15 protein-coding genes and 1 riboswitch are annotated in these 17976 nt (G+C 73.5%); of the genes, 10 read left to right on the top strand and 5 right to left on the bottom strand.

Features of this window, described 5'->3' with window-relative positions; all coding sequences use genetic code 11:
• The first annotated feature begins 236 nt into the window (after window positions 1–236).
• Window positions 237–346: riboswitch (TPP riboswitch) on the top strand.
• The 7 genes from thiE (at window position 341) to thiC (ending at window position 6244) form a co-directional block, all read left to right on the top strand.
• The gene (gene thiE / locus DKT68_RS09610; protein ID WP_109817082.1) at window positions 341–967 is read left to right on the top strand and encodes a thiamine phosphate synthase; all 627 of its coding nucleotides are present in this window, start codon (window positions 341–343) and stop codon (window positions 965–967) included. It overlaps the preceding riboswitch by 6 nt.
• The gene (gene thiO, locus DKT68_RS09605) at window positions 961–2133 is read left to right on the top strand and encodes a glycine oxidase ThiO (protein WP_109817075.1); all 1173 of its coding nucleotides are present in this window, start codon (window positions 961–963) and stop codon (window positions 2131–2133) included. The genes thiE and thiO overlap by 7 nt, the downstream gene beginning before the upstream one ends.
• On the top strand, window positions 2118–2318 hold the full coding sequence (gene thiS / locus DKT68_RS09600) for a sulfur carrier protein ThiS (RefSeq protein ID WP_109817074.1): 201 nt from the start codon (window positions 2118–2120) through the stop codon (window positions 2316–2318). Before thiO ends, thiS begins: the two co-directional genes overlap by 16 nt.
• Window positions 2315–3094, top strand: a complete 780-nt coding sequence (locus DKT68_RS09595; protein WP_330848935.1) for a thiazole synthase — start codon at window positions 2315–2317, stop codon at window positions 3092–3094. Before thiS ends, DKT68_RS09595 begins: the two co-directional genes overlap by 4 nt.
• 23 nt (window positions 3095–3117) lie before the next feature.
• The gene (locus DKT68_RS09590) at window positions 3118–3852 is read left to right on the top strand and encodes a thiamine phosphate synthase (RefSeq protein WP_407940717.1); all 735 of its coding nucleotides are present in this window, start codon (window positions 3118–3120) and stop codon (window positions 3850–3852) included.
• Complete coding sequence (gene thiD / locus DKT68_RS09585) at window positions 3849–4634, top strand: bifunctional hydroxymethylpyrimidine kinase/phosphomethylpyrimidine kinase (protein ID WP_109817071.1); 786 nt, start codon at window positions 3849–3851, stop codon at window positions 4632–4634. The genes DKT68_RS09590 and thiD overlap by 4 nt, the downstream gene beginning before the upstream one ends.
• Before the next feature lie 17 nt (window positions 4635–4651).
• Complete coding sequence (thiC, locus tag DKT68_RS09580; RefSeq protein WP_109817070.1) at window positions 4652–6244, top strand: phosphomethylpyrimidine synthase ThiC; 1593 nt, start codon at window positions 4652–4654, stop codon at window positions 6242–6244.
• Window positions 6245–6313: 69 nt separating this feature from the next.
• Here thiC and DKT68_RS09575 read toward each other — a convergent pair whose 3' ends face one another.
• The 4 genes from DKT68_RS09575 to DKT68_RS09560 form a co-directional block, all read right to left on the bottom strand.
• Window positions 6314–9523, bottom strand: coding sequence for a hypothetical protein (locus DKT68_RS09575; RefSeq protein ID WP_109817069.1), 3210 nt, complete (start codon window positions 9521–9523; stop codon window positions 6314–6316).
• A 76-nt stretch (window positions 9524–9599) separates the two neighbouring features.
• Window positions 9600–9908, bottom strand: a complete 309-nt coding sequence (locus DKT68_RS09570; RefSeq protein ID WP_074314545.1) for a cupin domain-containing protein — start codon at window positions 9906–9908, stop codon at window positions 9600–9602.
• Entirely contained in the window at window positions 9905–10855 is a 951-nt protein-coding gene (locus DKT68_RS09565; protein ID WP_109817068.1) for an LLM class F420-dependent oxidoreductase, read from the bottom strand. Before DKT68_RS09565 ends, DKT68_RS09570 begins: the two co-directional genes overlap by 4 nt.
• Before the next feature lie 2 nt (window positions 10856–10857).
• Window positions 10858–11643: an ABC transporter ATP-binding protein gene (locus DKT68_RS09560; protein ID WP_109817067.1), complete on the bottom strand. Its 786-nt coding sequence runs from the start codon at window positions 11641–11643 to the stop codon at window positions 10858–10860.
• Between the two features lie 270 nt (window positions 11644–11913).
• On the opposite strand from DKT68_RS09560, the gene DKT68_RS09555 reads away from it, so the two are divergent.
• Both DKT68_RS09555 and DKT68_RS09550 read left to right on the top strand, forming a co-directional pair.
• Complete coding sequence (locus DKT68_RS09555; protein WP_109817066.1) at window positions 11914–12945, top strand: ABC transporter substrate-binding protein; 1032 nt, start codon at window positions 11914–11916, stop codon at window positions 12943–12945.
• A gap of 100 nt (window positions 12946–13045) precedes the next feature.
• A complete protein-coding gene (locus tag DKT68_RS09550) occupies window positions 13046–13906 on the top strand; it encodes an ABC transporter permease (protein WP_109817065.1) in 861 nt (286 codons plus the stop codon).
• A 210-nt stretch (window positions 13907–14116) separates the two neighbouring features.
• Here the strand turns inward: DKT68_RS09550 and DKT68_RS09545 are convergent, their stop codons facing one another.
• Complete coding sequence (locus DKT68_RS09545) at window positions 14117–15298, bottom strand: ABC transporter substrate-binding protein (protein ID WP_109817064.1); 1182 nt, start codon at window positions 15296–15298, stop codon at window positions 14117–14119.
• A 444-nt stretch (window positions 15299–15742) separates the two neighbouring features.
• Between DKT68_RS09545 and DKT68_RS09540 the strand changes: the two genes are divergently transcribed.
• A partial coding sequence (locus DKT68_RS09540) for a sensor histidine kinase (RefSeq protein WP_109817081.1) occupies window positions 15743–17976 on the top strand: 2234 nt, incomplete at its 3' end.

Genomic DNA, 17976 nt, shown 5'->3' with positions numbered 1-17976 from the left:
GCGCCGTGCCAGGGCGTCCACACCGGCATTTTTGTCGAATCGCTGAACAAATTAATTCTGCTGGATCAATGTCCGGCAAGATGCCGACGGGTAACGGTTCTGCAACGGCGGGCGACATTCCGAACAGGACCGTATGAAGCGCCCAACGGATTCTGTCGCGTGGTCCGGCACGGGCCGCCCGGTTCGCCACCGAACCCGGCCTTGGCAGGTGGACCGATCTGTCGTACGGTGACACGCAAGTAACCCACGGGAGCCCGGTGTACCGGGCTGAGAGGGGGGCTGACAGCCCCCGACCGTCGAACCTGATCCGGGTAATGCCGGCGCAGGGAGGAGCGTTGCCGTGCCGTCCCTTGGGCGACTGCATCTGATCACCGACACCCGACCCGGGCGCGATCCGCTCACCGTCGTCCGGGCCGCCCTCACGGCGGCCCGCGCCGACTTGGTCGTGCAGGTCCGCGTCGAGGACTCCGCCACCGACCGCGAGGCGTACGACCTGGCCCGGCGGGTGCTCGGGCTCTGCGCGCCGTACGGGGCGACCTGCCTGGTCAACGACCGGCTGCACGTGGCACTGGCGGTGGGCGCCGCCGGCGGGCACGTCGGGGCCGACGACCTGCCGGTGGGCGCCGCCCGCCGGGTGCTCGGCCCCACCGGCGTGCTGGGAGCCACCGCCCGTGCGCCGGAGACGGCGGTCGAGGCGGTCACCGCGGGGGCCAGCTACCTGGGCGTCGGGCCGTGCCACTCCACCAGCACCAAGTCCGGGCTGCCGGACCCGATCGGCGCGGCGGGGGTACGCGCGGTCACCGGCGCCGTCCACGTACCGGTCATCGCGATCGGCGGGGTGACCGCCGCCCGGGTGCCGGAGCTGCGGGCCGCCGGGGCGTACGGGGTGGCGGTGGTCGGCGCCGTCTCCGGCGCCGCCGACCCCGCCCGCGCCACCGCCGAGCTGCTCCGGGCCCTGACGTGCTGACCGGCCGGTCCCCGTCGACGCCATCGGACGACCGGGCCCGGCCGGACGTGGCGGTGGTGGGGGCGGGACCCATCGGCCTGTCCATCGCCTGGCGGTGCGCCGCCCGCGGGCTGCGGGTCGTCGTGCACGATCCGGCGTCCGGCTCGGGGGCGTCGGCGGTGGCCGCCGGCATGCTCTCCCCGGTCGCCGAGGCGTACTTCGGTGAGCGGCAGCTGACGGAGCTGCTGCTGGCGTCCGCCGCCCGCTGGCCGGCGTTCGCCGCCGAGCTGACCGAGGCGAGCGGCGTCCAGCTCGGCTACCGCACCGAGGGCACTCTGGTGGTCGGGCTGACCGGGGACGACCTGGCCGAGGCGCGCCGGCTCTGGGCGTACCAGCAGGGGTTGGGTCTGCCGGTGACCCCGCTGCGCCCCACCGAGCTGCGCGACCGCGAGCCGGCGCTCGCACCGCGCGTGCGTGGCGGCGCACTCGCGAGCACCGACCACCAGGTCGACCCGCGGCTGCTCGTGCCGGCGCTGCGCACGGCCGCGCAGCGGGCCGGCGCGCTGCTCGTGCCGCAGGCGGTCCGGCATCTGTCCGAGGTGGACGCCGCGGTCACCGTGGTCGCCGCCGGCTGCGGCGCGGCCGACCTCACCGGCCTGCCCGTGCGGCCGGTGAAGGGCCAGATCCTCCGGCTGCGCGCGCCGGGTGGCGTCGCGCCGGGCTTCCGGCACGTGATCCGGGGGTACGCCGACGGCGAGACCGTCTACCTGGTGCCCCGCACCGACGGCGAGGTGGTGCTCGGCGCGACGGTCGAGGAGCGGTCGGACACCACGGTCACCGCCGGGGCGGTGCTGCGCCTGCTCCGCGCCAGCGTCGACCTGCTCCCCGAGCTGGCCGAGTACGACCTGGTCGAGACGGTCGCCGGGCTGCGCCCCGGCACACCGGACAACGCGCCCATCCTCGGGCCGCTGCCCGGCCGGCCGGACGTGCTGGCCGCCACCGGGCACCACCGGCACGGCATCGTGCTCACCCCGGTCACCGCCGACCTGATCGCCGACCTGGTGACCACCGGCGTGGCCGACCCGCTGCTCACGCCCTTCCAGCCCGACCGGTTCGCGGGTGCCGAACCCGGCCCCGGCGGCCGACCCGACCAGATGATGGAGGAGGACCGGTGGAACTCACGGTGAACGGGGTCGGGCGCACCGTCCCCGGTGACGCGTCCGTTGCGGACCTGGTGCGCGACACCATCGGGCAGCAGCGCGGGGTGGCGGTCGCCGTCAACGGCGAGGTGGTGCCCCGGGCGGGTTGGCCGGCCACGACGCTGCGCGACGGCGACCGCGTCGAGGTGCTCACCGCCGCGCAGGGCGGGTGACGGGCATGCCGTTCGAGCTGGGTGGGACGACGTTCACCTCACGGCTGATCCTCGGCACCGGCGGTGCCGCCAACCTGCACGTGCTGGAGCAGGCGATCCGCGCGTCCGGCACCGAGCTGGTCACCCTGGCGCTGCGCCGGGTCGACATCGCCCCGGGCTCCGGCGGTGGCCTGCTGGACCTGCTGGACCGGTGCGGGGTACGGCTGCTGCCGAACACCGCCGGCTGCCACACCGCGACCGAGGCGGCGAAGGTGGCGCGGTTGGCCAGGGACGCGTTCGAGACCGACTGGATCAAGCTGGAGGTGATCGGCGACGAGCGGACGCTGCTGCCCGACGGGGTCGAGCTGCTCCGCGCCGCCGAGGAACTGGTCGCCGACGGCTTCACCGTGCTGCCGTACACCAGTGACGACCCGGTGCTCGCCCGCCGGCTGGCCGACGTGGGGTGCGCCGCGGTGATGCCGGCCGGGGCGCCCATCGGCTCGGGGCTCGGCATCGGCAACCCTCACCACATCCGGCTGATCCGGCAGGGCGTGGACGTGCCGGTGATCCTGGACGCCGGCATCGGCACCGCGTCCGACGCGGCCCTGGCGATGGAGCTGGGCTGCGACGCGGTGCTGCTGGCCAGCGCCGTCACCCGGGCCGCCGACCCGGTGGCGATGGCAACCGCGATGCGGTACGCGGTCGAGGCGGGTCGGCTGGCCGCCGGCGCGGGCCGGATCGCCCGCCGCTTCCACGCCCTCCCGTCCACCCCCGACGAGGGAAGACCGGACCTGTGACCCCCGTCCGAGGGGTGCGGGTCGTGCCGTCGGGCGTGGTGGTGTTGACGGACCGGCGGACGGCCCGGGAACCGCTCGACCGGGTCGTGGCGGGCGCTGTCGCCGGGGGAGTGCGCTGGGTGGTGCTGCGGGAGAAGGACCTGCCCCGCGCGGAGCGCGCCGCCCTCGCCGCCGACCTGCGCGCGATCCTCGCCGACGCCGGCGGAACCCTGATCGTGGCGGGCCCCGACCCGCTCGACGGCGACGCCGTCCACCTGCCCGCAGCCGGCCCCTACCCGCCACCGACCCACCCGCTGGTCGGCCGCTCCTGCCACAACCAGGCCGAGCTGCACCGCCTCACCACCGAGCACTACACCACCCTCTCCCCGGTCCACCCGACAAGAACCAAGCCGGGCTACGGCCCACCTCTGGGCACCGAGAGGCTGCACAGGCTGATCCAGAGCAGCCCAACCCCGGTCCTCGCGCTGGGCGGCATCGAAACCCCGGCCCAGGTCACCGCCTGCGTGAAGGCGGGAGCCGTCGGAGTGGCGGTACTCGGCGCACTCATGCGAGCCGACGACCCCACCGAAGCAGCCACCACCCTGACCAGCGCCTTCGAAGAGGCGGTCACCCCGATGACGCCCACCTGGCGCGGAGGCGCGCAGGTCTCCACGACGGGGCTGCGGCCGACCGTGCCCACGCAGGGATCAAGCCTGACCGCCCGGAGTGGGCACGGTCGGCCGCAGCCCCCGACAGCGACCACCGAGGGGAAGAGATGACCCCGAGCACAGTGCTCACCATCGCCGGCTCGGACTCCGGAGGCGGCGCCGGCATCCAGGCCGACCTCAAGGTCTTCGCGGCGCTCGGCGCGTACGGCACCAGCGTCCTCACCGCGATCACCGCGCAGAACACCCGGGGCGTCGACGCCGTCCTGCCGCTGCCCCCGCGCACGGTCAGCGAACAGCTCGACAGTGTTCTCGCCGACTTCGCGGTCCGCGCAGTCAAGACCGGGATGCTCGGCACTCCCGCCGTCGCCGACGCGGTGGCCGAGGCGGCCCGGGACGGCCGGCTGCCCCAGCTCGTGGTCGACCCGGTGCTGGTCGCCACCAGTGGTCACCGGCTGGGCGTGGTGGGTGCGGTCGAGCGGCTGCTCCCGTACGCCAGGGTGGCGACGCCGAACTGCGCGGAGGCCGCGGCCATCACCGGACGCCTGGTGGACGACGTGGCGGGGATGGTCGTGGCCGCCGAGGCCCTCGCAGCCGGCGGCCCGGAGCACGTGGTGGTCACCGGCGGTGACCTGGACGGGGGTGAGGCGGTCGACGTCCTGCACGGCGGCGGCGTCACCACCCTGTTGCGCGCGCCGCGGGTGGAGACCCGGCACACCCACGGCACCGGGTGCTCGTTCTCGGCGGCGATCGCCGTCCGGCTCGCGCTGGGCGATGAGGTGCCGGCGGCGGTCGGGGCCGCCAAGGAGTACGTGCTCCGCGCGCTGACCGGCGCGCGGGGTTGGGAGCTGGGCACGGGCCGCGGACCGCTGGATCACTTCGGCTGGTCCGCTTGATCACCAGGGAGGCTGTCATGCAGGCACGAGGCAAGGTGTACGTCGAGGGGTCGCGGCCGGACGTCCGGGTGCCGTTCGCCGAGGTGGCGCTGACCGGCGACCATCCGCCGGTGCGGCTCTACGACACGTCCGGTCCCGGCTCGGACCCGGAGGTGGGGCTGCCGCCGCTGCGCGGCCCGTGGATCGCCGAACGGGGTGACGTCGCGCCGGCTCGGGGCGCGGGTACGCCGCTGGCCGGGGTGGCCGGGCGCCGCCCGACCCAGCTCGCCTACGCGCGGGCCGGTGTGGTGACGCCCGAGATGGAGTTCGTGGCGATCCGGGAAAACGTCGACCCGGAGCTCGTCCGGGCCGAGATCGCCGCCGGTCGGGCCGTGCTGCCGCTCAACGTCAACCACCCGGAGTGCGAGCCGGCGATCATCGGCAAGGCGTTCCTGGTCAAGGTCAACGCCAACATCGGCACCTCCGCGGTCAGCTCGTCGGTCGCCGAGGAGGTGGAGAAGCTAACCTGGGCCACCCGTTGGGGCGCGGACACCGTGATGGACCTGTCCACCGGCAGGCGGATCCACGAGACCCGTGAGGCGATCGTGCGGAACTCGCCGGTGCCGATCGGGACGGTGCCGATCTACCAGGCGCTGGAGAAGGTCGGCGGTGACCCGGTGAAGCTGAGCTGGGAGGTGTTCCGGGACACCGTGGTCGAGCAGGCCGAGCAGGGCGTCGACTACATGACGGTGCACGCCGGGGTGCTGCTGCCGTACGTGCCGCTGGCGGTGGACCGGGTGACCGGGATCGTCTCCCGGGGCGGCTCCATCATGGCGGCGTGGTGCCTGGCGCACCACGAGGAGAACTTCCTCTACACCAACTTCGCCGAGCTGTGCGAGCTGCTGGCCCGCTACGACGTCACGTTCTCCCTCGGTGACGGGCTGCGGCCCGGCTCGATCGCGGACGCCAACGACGCGGCGCAGTTCGCCGAGCTGCGCACCCTCGGCGAGCTGACCAGGGTCGCCTGGGAGCACGACGTGCAGGTGATGATCGAGGGCCCGGGGCACGTGCCGATGCACAAGATCAAGGAGAACGTGGACCTCCAGCAGGAGTGGTGCCACGAGGCGCCGTTCTACACGCTCGGCCCGCTGACCACCGACATCGCGCCCGCGTACGACCACATCACCTCGGCGATCGGCGCCGCGATGATCGGCATGTTCGGCACCGCGATGCTCTGCTACGTCACCCCGAAGGAGCACCTCGGCCTGCCGGACCGGGACGACGTCAAGGCGGGCGTGATCGCGTACAAGATCGCGGCGCACGCGGCGGACCTGGCCAAGGGTCACCCCGGTGCGCAGGCGTGGGACGACGCGCTGTCGAAGGCGCGGTTCGAGTTCCGCTGGGAGGACCAGTTCAACCTGTCGCTGGACCCGGAGACGGCGCGCTCGTACCACGACGCGACGCTGCCCGCCGAGCCGGCGAAGACGGCCCACTTCTGCTCGATGTGCGGCCCGAAGTTCTGCTCCATGAAGATCACCCAGGAGCTCAAGGAGTACGCGGCCCGGGGGATGAGGGACAAGTCGGCGGAGTTCGTCTCCGGCGGCGGCCGGGTCTACCTGCCGCTGGCCTGATCCACCCGCCCTGCGCTGGCCCGCCCGGTGTGAGCGGGTCAGCGCAGGGCTGCGGTACGCCGGCCCGGGTCACTCACGGTGGTGCCGGCCGGTGGAGCGCAGCGACCGTCGGCCGCTCTCCTGTTCGGGCTCGTTGTCCGTGACCGGCTTGCTCAGGCCGGCGACCCAGTCGACGAACTCCTCGTCCTGTGCGGGCAGTGGCTCCGGCGCATCCGACGGGTCCGTGCTCTCCTCCTCGGCGGCCCGGGACCGGTTGCGGCGGAACAGGCCGCCGAGCCGTCCCCGACGGGAGGGCTGCTCCGCGTCGTCCGTGGACGTCGGAGCGGCAGGGGCATCGTCCGCGCTCGCGGGAGCCTCGGTGTCGGCCTCGGCGCGTACGCCGGACTGTTCCGGTACCACCGGGAACGCGGAGGTCCGGCTCGGCTGGCCCGCCGAGGTGTCCGGGTCGGACGGAGCGGCGGTCGGGTCAGGCGTGCCCGATGCCCGTCGCCACCGGGCGGCCGCCCGGTCCGATGCGCTGCGCGGTGCGTCCGGTCCGGCCGGCGCCGTCGTGCTCGACGAGGTGGCGGGAGTCGCCGGGTCGCCGGTCGCGGCCGAGTCGTTGGACGCCAGCCCGGTGGTCCCGGTCGAACTCTCCGACTGGTCCGCCGAACCGGTAGGCCGGGTGGTGAAGGCGTCCCAGGTGTTGGCCCGGCTCAGGTCCGGCAGCGGCGCCCGGTGCCGGGGGCGGGGCGTCCACTCGGTCGGCTCCTCCGGCACGGCCTGCTCCGGATCAGCCGCCTGCGGTCCCGCGGTCCACGCCGGGGTGACCGGCCAGGCCGGCGCGGTCGGGGTCCAGCGGGCGCCGTCCGGATCGCCGGTCGCCCTGAACAGAGAGCCGGAGGAACCTCCCGGGGCCGCGGACCGGTCGGAGTCGGTGGCCCGCTCGGTCGCGGGTGCGACGGCGTCCGCGGATGTCGGAACAGCCGACGGGTCGATGGCGGCGGGGGTCGCTGCCTGTTCGCCGGTCGCGGCCGGCGTAGCCGGGGTGGCTGCGGGCGGCCTGGCGTCCCGGTCGGACTCGGTGGCCGGGATGTCGGCGGCGGGGACGTCCGCGTGCGTGCTGGAGCCGCTGTTGCCGGCGGCCTTTGCCGGCCGGGCGGTCTTCCGGACACGGCCGGCGGTGGACGACCTGGCGGGGCCGGCGGCGGTCACCGGGTCGGCGGCGACCGGGTCGGACGGAATCGTGCCGTCGGTCAGGTCGGATGTCGCGGCGGCCGGACTCGACTTCGGCTTGCGGGCCCGGCGAGGCTTCGGCGCCGTCGCCTCGGGAGCGGCGCTGGCCGTGCCCGCGCCCGTCGTGCCCGTGGCGGTCGTGCCTGCGCTCGTCGTGCCTGCGCTCGTCGTGCCTGCGCTCGTCGTGCCTGCGCTCGTCGTGCCCGCGCCGGTCGTGCCCGCGCCCGCGGCGGTCGCATCCGCCGTGCCTGCCGTGCTCGTGCTCTTCGTGCCCGCGGTGGTCGTGCTCTCCCTGCCGGCCGTGCCCGCTGTGCTCTTGCCGGCGCCGGCGCCCGCCGTGCTCACCGCGCCTGCCACGCCCGTGCCCGTGCCCGCGCTCGCGGTGGCCGCCGTGGCCCTGGTCGGGCCGTTGCTCGTCGCGGCTTCGCCGGCCGGCTGGGCCGGGCCCGTCGTGATCGTCTTCGGGGTGCTGGTCGAACCGTCGGCTCCGGGGCTGCCCGTCGGACCGGCCGCCCCGACGTCGGTCCGGCCCGCCAGGGCGGAGGTGCTCGCGCCGGTGACGTCGCTGGTGACCCCGAGGCTCGACCCGGCGGGACCGTCCGCGTCGGAGGCCTTCCGCGCGTCGGGTGCCGGCGGGGTGGCCTCGTTCGGTCCGGTCATCCCGTGGGCGGCGACCGGAGCGGGATCGGTGCTCGCTGGCGCCGGGCGGGTGGCCTCGCTGGCCGGGTCGGGGCCGGCGAAGTGGGGGGTGGTCGGCTCCTCGGCCGGGCTCAGGGGGTGCTGGTGCCGCGCGGCGGCGAACTCGCCGGTCGGCTCGGTCAGCCAGGCGGCGGACGCGGCCGGGGTGCGCCGGCTGGTGCGGCGGCCCGGCTGGTCCGCGTCCGGTACGGCCCGGCCCGGCTCGCCGCTGGCCGAGCCGTCCGTGTCCGACTCGTTCGTGTCCGAGTCGTTCGTGGTCGGCTCGGCGGGAGCCGGACCGTGCTGGCCACTCGCCGGGGCCGCCGGCCAGTCCCAGTGGGCCGGGACGGTGCGGACGGCGCCCGTGCTGTCGGCGGGGCGCAGGTCACGCCGCTCGCCGGTGCGGGCCAGGTCCGCGCCGGTGGGCTCGGCGGTGTCCCGGTCATCGGCCGACCCGGTGCCCGGTAGCGCCGGGCCGATGGGCAGCGGCGGCAGAATGGCGCTCGGCGCGATGGCCTGCTGGTCGGCGGTGCGGGCGCGCGGCGGCCAGCGCAGCAGGGCGGCGGCAGCCGCGCCGAGCCCGCCGGCGAGGATCGCGATCAGTGCCCCGTAGTAGGGGGTGGTCTGGTAGCGGTCCACCGCGTCGCCGGGGCCGGCGGTGAGGTAGGCGAACGCCACCAGCACCGGCCCGGCCACCCCGGTGGCACCGCTGACCAGTGGGACCTGGCCCCGCCAGCGGGCCAGCCCGGCTGTCGCCGCGCCAGCGAGCAGTGCCGTGATGGGCAGCAGGAGCAGCGCGAGCCGCTGGGCCACGTCGTCGTCCAGCCAGCTCGGCTCGAGCACGCCGAGCCGCACCGTGGGCAGCGGGCCCACCGTGCCGAGCGACGGCAGGACGGAGACGAGCGCCAGCACCCACACCGCGCCCGCCACGGCCGCCATGTTCCAGCCCAGCTCGGGCCGGAGCAGGACGGCGATCGCCGCGCCGGCCCCGATCACCGCGCCGAGCACGGCGCAGATGCCGACCGCCCAGACCGGGTCGATGGAGATCAGTTCGGCCGCCCGGGCGGGCTGCATGCAGAGCGGGGCGACCACGGTGGCGCCGAGCGCGGCTGCCGCGCCGACGGCCAACTGCCGGCCGGTGCTGGTCGGCAGGGCGTCCCGGCGGGCCAGGCGTCCGGTCAGGACGGCGCCGGCGACGGCGGCGTTCGCGGCGAACCAGCCCACCCAGACGAGCTGGGCCGGCCACTGATTGACGGTCGTGCCGGTGAAGGCGCCGGTGAGTCGGATGATGCCGAATCCGTACGCGACGCCGAGCTGGCCGGCTCCGGCCAGCACGCTCACCCCGAGCGCCGTGAGCAGCAGTCTTCCCCAGGTCCGAAAGGCCATGTCCGGCACGTTACGCACCTGGTACCCCGATCGCGAACGGCGCGCCGCGCGGCGCGCCGGCCCGCTCCTGGCGGGTCTACTTCAGTTCGACCAGCCGGGCCAGGTACGTCGTATCCCCGACATTGGTGAGCATGTGTACGGCTCCCGGGTCCCGGTAGACCACTCCGCCGGTCGGTTCGTCGGCGTCGATCCGGGTGCCGTCGACCGTCTGCACGACGTTCTTCGCGCCCTCGATCGCCACCACTAGATAGGGGTGGTCGTGGCGGTGCAGCGGTTGCCGCTCGCCCGGTTCGAGCCGGATGTGCCAGACCCGGACCCGGTCGTTCTCGTACACGATCTCCTGGCCCACCGGCCCGAGTTCGGTCCCGTCGAACACGTCGGTCATCGTTCTCCGTCCAGTTGCGGGAGCACCTCGGCGGCGATCAGCTCAAGGTGGTCGAGGTCAGCGAAGTCGATCAGGCGCAGGTGCACGCGGGTGGCGCCGATCGCGGCGAACTCGCCGATCCGCTGCACGAGCTGCGCGGGCGAGCCGACCACCGGGTCCTCCGGCGGCAGCGCGCTCTTCTCGTGCAGTGGCGCGGCCCGTCGCCGCGCCTCCGCGTCGGTCCGTCCGACGGCGACCACGATTCCGGCGCTGAGCGTGAGGGGCGCGCGCCCGGACTCCGTCCGGCCGGCGCGGGTACACGCCTCACGCACCCGGTCGTACGCCGTGGCGGTCTCCGCGACGGTCTTGAACGGCATGTTGAACTCGGTGGCGTACCGGGCGGCCAGCTCGGGGGTGCGCTTGGGGCCGCGCCCGCCCACGATGATCGGCGGGCCGGGCACCTGCACCGGCTTGGGCAGGGCCGGTGCGTCCACCAGCCGGTAATGGTCGCCGGAGTAGCTGTACGTCTCGCCCGGCGGGGTCCGCCACAGCCCGGTGATCACCTCAAGCTGCTCGGCCAGCCGGTCGAAGCGCTCGCCGACCGCCGGGAACGGGATGCCGTACGAGGTGTGCTCGCGCTCGTACCAGCCGGCGCCGATGCCCAGCTCGACCCGGCCGCCGCTCATCTGGTCGACCTGCGCGACCATCACCGCCAGCGGACCGGGCAACCGGAAGGTGGCGGAGGTGACGAGGGTGCCGAGCCGGATGCGCTCGGTCTCCCGTGCCAGCGCGGCCAGGGTCAGCCAGGCGTCCGTCGGGCCGGGCAGGCCCGGGTCGGCGCCCATCGACTGGTAGTGATCGGCGCGGAGAAAACCCTCGAAGCCGCCCGCCTCGACCAGCCGGGCGAAGCGCAGCTGGTCGTCGTAGCTGGCGCCCCGGTGCGGCTCGGTGAAGACCGACACCCGCATGCTCATCGTCCTTCCGCCCCGGCCGCGGCCGGCTGGTCGCGTTCCATCAACAGCTCGTGCAGGTCGGCGCTCACCCGGGCGACGTCGGCGAGGTGGGCGTTGCGGCCCAGCGTGCGGGGCCGGGGGATGTTCACCTCGACCACCTTGCGGATCCGGCCGGGGCGGGGGCTCAGCACGACCACCCGGTCGGCGAGCAGCACCGCCTCGTCGATCGAGTGGGTGACGAAGACGATCGTCGGCTTGTTCTCCATGTGCACCCGCTGGAGTTCGCCGGAGAGCTCCTCCCGGGTGAGCGCGTCCAGCGCGGAGAACGGCTCGTCCATCAACATCACCCGGGGCTCGCCGATCAGCGACCGGCACAGCGACACCCGCTGCTGCATGCCGCCGGAGAGTTCGTGCGGGAGCCGCTTCTCGAAGCCGGACAGCCCGGCCACGTCGAGCAGTTCCCGGGCGCGCTCGCGGTGCTTGGCGCGGCCCCAGCCGAAGATCTCCACGGGCAGGAGGACGTTGTCGAGCACCGTGCGCCAGGGCAGCAGCGCCGGCTTCTGGAACAGCATGGCGATGTCCCGGCGGGGCCGGGTGATCGGCGTACCGGCCACGGTGATCTCGCCGGCGGTCAGCGGGAGCAGCCCGGCCACCAGCCGCAGCAGGGTGGACTTGCCGCAGCCGGAGCGGCCGAGCACGGCGACGAACTCGCCCTCGGCGACGTCGAGGTCGATGCCCCGCAGTGCCTCGACCCGGCCGGACCGGCCCTCGAAGGTACGCGACACTCCGGACAGTCGGATCATCTCCGGCGGACCTCCGCTGAGTGGACGGTCAGGAATCCGCCAAAGGCTAGCCGGCTTGTCTCCTCATCGCACTGTCCGGGGTGGTCGTCAGGTTGTTTCCGTTCCGCAACCCGGTACGCCTGGCGTCGTAAAGGTGGGTTTCTCGTACGCTGTGCCCGCGAAGAGTCCCCTCACGATGGCGGTGCCCGGCTTCACCCCCTCCCGCCGGTTCCGCCGCGACAACCCCCTCCGGTGCCTGCCGGCCCCGGTCGGAAAGGACATGGTGCACTGATGAGAAGGCTGACCCGTACGGTCGCTACGGCCGCGCTGGCCACCGCCCTCGCCCTTGTCTCCGCCTGCAGCAGCGGGTCGGACTCGTCCGACGACGCCAAGGGCGGCAACGGCGGGGCGCTGGAGAAGGTGACCTACCTCACCTCCTTCGGTAACTTCGGCCGCGACTCCTACGCCTGGGTGGCGAAGGAGAAGGGCTTCTTCAAGGACGCTGGCTTCGACGTCGAGATCAAGGCTGGTCAGGGCACCGGCGGTGTGATCCAGACCGTCGTCGGCGGCCAGGCCGACTTCGGCCCGATCGACCTCACGGGTGGCCTGCTCCAGCTCGGCAACGGCCAGGCGAAGGACTTCGTCGCGGTGGCCGCGATCCAGCAGCGCACGATGGCCGGCATCGCCACCGTCGAGGGCAAGAACATCGCGTCCCCGAAGGACCTGGAGGGCAAGAAGCTCGCCGACACCCCCGGGTCCGTGGTCCGCAACCTGTTCCCGACGTACGCCCGGCTCGCCGGTGTGGACGCCACCAAGGTGACCTGGGTCAACGGTGAGGCGCAGGCGCTGATCGGCACGCTGGCCTCCGGGTCGGTGGACGGCATCGGTCAGTTCGTCGTCGGCCAGCCGACCATCGAGGCGGTGGCCAAGAAGAAGGCCGTCATGCTGCCGTACAGCAACGTGATGCAGGACCTCTACGGCAACGTGCTGATCACCTCCTCGAAGATCGCCAAGGAGAAGCCCGAGATGGTGAAGCGGTTCACCGCGGCGCTGCTCAAGGGCCTGGAGTACAGCCTGGCGAACTCCAAGGAGGCCGCCGAGATCCTGAAGAAGAACGTCGACGCCACCAACCCGGTCGCGGCCGCCGCCGAGCTGGACCTGATGGCCGCGTATGTCCGCTCCGGCAACTCCGGTACCGCGCTCGGCACGCTGGACAACGGCCGGGTCGCCAAGAGCATCGCGATCCTGCAGGGCGCCGGCGCGCTGAAGCAGAACATCACCCCCGAGCAGATCATCGACTTCAGCCTCACGCCGAAGGCCTGATCGTCCGGTCGTCACCCGGGGGTACGTCCCGCCGATCCCGGTGGGGCGTACCCCCGTCGCCCGTCGGCCCTCGGGGCCGAGGGAATTCGAGGAGGACAAGATGACCGACGTCCGGTCAGCCGACCCGGCGGTGACGGCGCCCCCACCCCCGGGTGCCGGCCCTCAAGCGGGGCGCGGCGGTCGGGGTGCCGGCGTACGCGCCGGGGCCGGGGCCGCGCTGCTGCCCGTGGCCGGCCTCCTGGTCGCCCTGGCGGCCTGGTGGTTGGTCGCCCGGCTGGAGCTGGTCCACCCGGCGGCCCTGCCACCGCCCGGCGACGTGCTCACCGCGTTCGTCGACAAGCCCGCCCGGATGCTGGAGCACACCTGGGACACGCTGCTGGAGATCCTGGTCGGCTTCGCCCTGTCGGCGGCCGCCGGTGTCCTGATCGGACTCTCGCTGGCCAGCTCCCGGATGGTGGAGCGGATGTTCACACCGCTCCTGGTCGCCATCAACGCGGTGCCCAAGATCACGCTCGGGCCGCTGCTGGTGGTCGCGCTCGGGTGGGGTCAGAAGCCGATCCTGACCATGGTGTTCCTGCTCTGCTTCTTCCCGATCGTGCTCTCCACCGCGACCGGGCTGACCACCACGCCGTCCGATCTGGCCGAGCTGGTCCGTTCCTGGAACGCCTCCCGCTGGCAGGCGTTCCGCAAGGTGCGCTTCCCGGCCGCGCTGCCGCAGATCTTCGTCGGGCTCAAGGTGGCCATGCCACTGGCCGCGATCGGCGCGGTGATCGGTGAGTTCCAGGCCGGCGAGAGCGGCCTCGGCTACGTCATCCTCCAGTACGCCGGCGTCGGCGACACCGCCACCGCCTGGGCGGCGATCATGCTGGTGGCGCTGGTGAGCATCCTGCTCTACGCGGCGCTCGTGCTGGTCGAGCGGATCTCCCTGCCCTGGGTGCGGGAGACGACCAGCAGCCGCTGACCGGAGGCAAAACAAGATCACCCGCTGGAACGCGCAGGGCCGGCCCCCACCGGAGGCCGGCCCTTCCCGTCGACCCGGTGACGCACGGGTGTGGCCTACCGTGCCCGGCGGAGGGATCAAGCCTGACCGCCCGGAGCCGGGCAGGGTAGGCCACACCCCACCGCGAGCACGACGGATCAGGCGGACGAGCAGAACACGAGGCCCGGCGTGTTACCCCGCCAGCCGCCACCGGCCGTTGCGGGCGACCAGCGTGGTGAGCGCCTGCGGCATCAGCCCGGAGTGGTTGTCCGGCGTCATCCGGATCGGGCCCGAGAGGCCGTCCATCTGGGACGTCTCCAGCACGTCCCGGATGCCGTCGCGGTTCACCTGCCCGGCCGGTCCACCGGAGCGGAGCTCGGCGTCGGCGATCAGCTGGACCGCGTCGGCGGCGAACGACGACGACCCGTTGTACCCGCCGAAGCGGGCGGTGTAGTCCTGGAACCACTGCCGCCGGGCGGCCTTCGCCGGGGTCGTGGCGATCACGTCGTCGATCACCATGGTCTGCGTGAAGATCAGCGTGGCCCGCTCGGTGGCCCGGGCCGCCGCGCCGAGGAAGAGGTCACCCGCCGCTCCCGCGTCGAAGAACAGCGACCCACGGAACTTGGCCTGCTGGGCGCTGGTGGCGGCCAGCGACGCCTGCTCCGGCGGCGTCCAGACGACCAGCGCGTCGGGCTTGAGCCCGACGAGCCGCCCGATCTGCTGGCTGACCTCGGTGTCGGTGGTCTTCACCGACTCCTCGCCGACCGGCTTGATGGTGGTCTTGGCCAGTTCGCGGCGGAGCGCGACGACGCCCTCTCGGCCGTAGTCGTCGTCGCTGTGGAGCAGGCCCACCTTGCGGACGTTCTTGCGGCGCAGTTCGGTGGTGAGGGCGGCGGCGCTGTCCGCGGCGTTCGGGCCCAGCTTGAACACGTAACGCCGATCGGCGACGGGGTTGGCGATCGTCCCGGAAGCGGCGAGCGCAATGGTGGGAATCTTCTTCTCGTTGATGGTGCCGACGGCGCCGACCGCGCATTCGTTGCAGCCGCCCATGATGATGGCGCTGACCCGGGAATCACCGCTGAAGTCGGCGATGTTGCGCAACGACTCGGCGGCGTCGGAACGGTTGTCCTTCCACTTCAGCTCGATCTTCCGGCCGTTCAGTGCTCCGGAGGAGTTCAACTGCTCGACCTTGAGTTCCAGGGCCCGTTGGTATGCGCGCCCGACCGGGGCGGCGGCACCGGACAGTTCGAGGTCGGCGGCGATCACGATCGGACTCGTGTCCTGCTCCGCCCCGCCGAACTGACAGCCGGTGAGCGTGGTGGCCACTACGGCCGATGCGAGCGCCGCGATGGTCGCGGAGCGGATGGGGCTCAACTCAGTCCTCCAGGTGCGGGCGCGGGCGCTGCCCGGTCACCGCCGCTAATCCGTCCTCAGTGGAGAGACGGGATCGGTCTGCCGTACGGTGTGCGCGAAGCCTGCAAAACCTTGCCAATGGCCGGCGCTGTGGTCAAGCGCGGACGCGGGTCGCATTTTCGGGACGGCCATCCCACATGCTGGGGTAACGCAATGTTTGCAAAAGCTCACTTTGCATACACGCGCGACCACTCTGGAGTTACATGCCCTGTTCAGGGGCTTGCGGAAATGAAGGTATCAGTTGACCGGATCACGGGTTGCGCGCCGTCCGACCGTTTCCTACCGCACCGCGGCTTCCCAAAGAGGACCTTCTCTGATGAAATCGCGGCCGTGCCGCGCGTGGTCCCCTCCGCCCACGGCACGGTTCGGCGGGTCAGGCGGGGAAGAAACGACGGAGGCGATGTCGTGAGCACCGGACCGACGACCCTGCCCGCGCTCGGCGAGTCTGCTCGGCCCTCGCGCCGACGGATGCCGAGACTGCGCGACGCCCGGATCCGGTCCAAGCTGGCGCTGATCCTGGTCGTCCCGGTGGCGGCCGTGATCGCGCTGGCCACGGTCCGGCTGATCTCGGTCGGCGAGGGCGCCCTCGACGCCACCCGGGCCCGGTCGCTCACCGCGCTCTCCATCGACGTCAGCGCGCTGACGCAGGACCTCCAGGTCGAGCGGATGGCCGCGGCGGCGTACCTGGCCGCCCCGCAGCAGCCGGCCGACGCGTACAACCTGCGGGTCCGCCAGACGCAGCAGCGGGTCGACGAGTACCGCGCCGAGCGGGAGCGGGTCGGCGAGGTGCCGGCGGCCCTGCGGGACCGGCTGGCCGTCATCGACGAGCACCTGTCGACGTTGGACGGTACCCGCCAGGAGGTGCTGGACCGCCGGCAGATGGCGGTCGCCGAGGCGGTGCTGCGCTACGGCGTCATCCTCACCGACCTCGTCGCCTACGGTGACGGGCTCGCCCAGCTGCCCGGCGAGGAGAAGCTGTCGGACAGCCGGCGCGCCGTGGCCGCGTTCGCCCGGGCCAAATCGTCCGTCGCCGAGGAGGAGGCGGTCGCGTTCACCGCGCTGACCGCCGGCCAGCTCGACGAGGAGCAGTTCTCGTCCTTCGTCGCCACGCTGACCAGCCAGCAGGAGGCCCTGGTCGCCTTCTCGCTCGCCGCCGACCCGGAGCAGCGCGCCCTGGTCGACAGCACCGTCTCCGGTGACGCCGTCGGCCTGGCCGACCGGGTGGCCACCGACATCACCCGCTCGGTCGGGCAACGACCTCTGGTCACCGCGCAGGACGCCACCGCCGCCATCGGCGCGGTCAACGACCTGATGCGCTGGGCCGAGACCCAACTGCAGAACCGTCTGCTGGAGCAGGCCGACCAGGCGCGCGCGAACGTCATCCGGCAGGCCGTGGTCGAGTCGGTGCTGGTGCTGCTCACCCTCATCATCGCGGTGTCGCTGGCCGTGGTGCTGGCCCGTTCGCTGAACCACTCGCTGCGCCGGCTGCGCGAGGGCGCGCTGTCGGTGGCCAACCACGACCTGCCCGACGCGGTGCGGCGTCTGCAGAACATGGGCAGTGTGGGCGACGGCGGGGTGGACGAGATCGTCCGCCAGGTCCGGGACCCGATCCAGCTCACCAACCGCGACGAGATCGGTCAGGTGGCGTCGGCCTTCAACGTCGTACACCGGGAGGCGGTGCGGGTCGCGGCCGAGCAGGCCGCGCTGCGCACCAGCGTCTCGGCGATGTTCCTCAACCTGGCCCGGCGCAGTCAGACCCTGGTCGACCGGATGATCGGCGAGCTGGACGCGATCGAGCGCGGCGAGGAGGACCCGAAGCGGCTGGCGCAGCTCTTCGAGCTGGACCACCTCGCCACCCGGATGCGCCGCAACGACGAGAACCTGCTGGTCCTGGCCGGCGCCGACTCCGCCGTGCCGCGTCGGGACGACGCGCTGGTGGTGGACGTGCTGCGCGCCGCCCAGTCCGAGGTCGAGCTGTACAACCGCATCGAGTTCGGCACCGTCGACACCGACATCTCGGTCGCCGCGCACGCGGTCAACGACGTGGTGCGCCTCGTCGCCGAGCTGCTCGACAACGCCACCCGGTTCTCGCCGCCCAACACGACCGTCGTCGCCGACGGTCGGCGGATCCGCGACTACGTGCTGATCCAGATCGAGGACCGCGGGCTCGGCCTCACCGACGAGCAGCTCGACTCGCTCAACCGGCGGCTGGCCGCGCCGCCGAGTGTGGACGTCGCCGCGTTCCGGCTGATGGGTCTGGCCGTGGTGAGCCGGCTCGCGTCCCGCTACGGGATCCGCGTCGAGTTGCGCCGCAACGTGGAGGGCGGCACTGTCGCTCAGGTGACGCTGCCCGCCGCCACCGTGGTGCTGCCCACCAACCGGGGCCGCGAGCAGGTGCTCACCCGGCCACGCCAGCCGATGGCGGTCGAGCAGGCCCCACTGACCCCGGTCGGCCACGCCGAGCCGTTCGCCGGCGCCACGACGTCGGCGGCGACCCTGCCCGACCAGTGGCGGACCAGCGCGCCGGCGCCGGCGACCTGGCAGTCCCCGCTGGACGCGCGGGACACCGCCCCAGCCGTGCAGGCCGGCGGCTTCAGCGGAGCCCACCAGACGGTGCCGCCGGGCTGCACGGCTGGGGC

The sequence above is a fragment of the Micromonospora acroterricola genome (genome assembly GCF_003172955.1).
Taxonomy (GTDB): domain Bacteria; phylum Actinomycetota; class Actinomycetes; order Mycobacteriales; family Micromonosporaceae; genus Micromonospora; species Micromonospora acroterricola.
The sequence above is the reverse complement of the archived record's forward strand: the minus strand, read 5'-3'. Positions and strand labels throughout refer to the sequence as shown.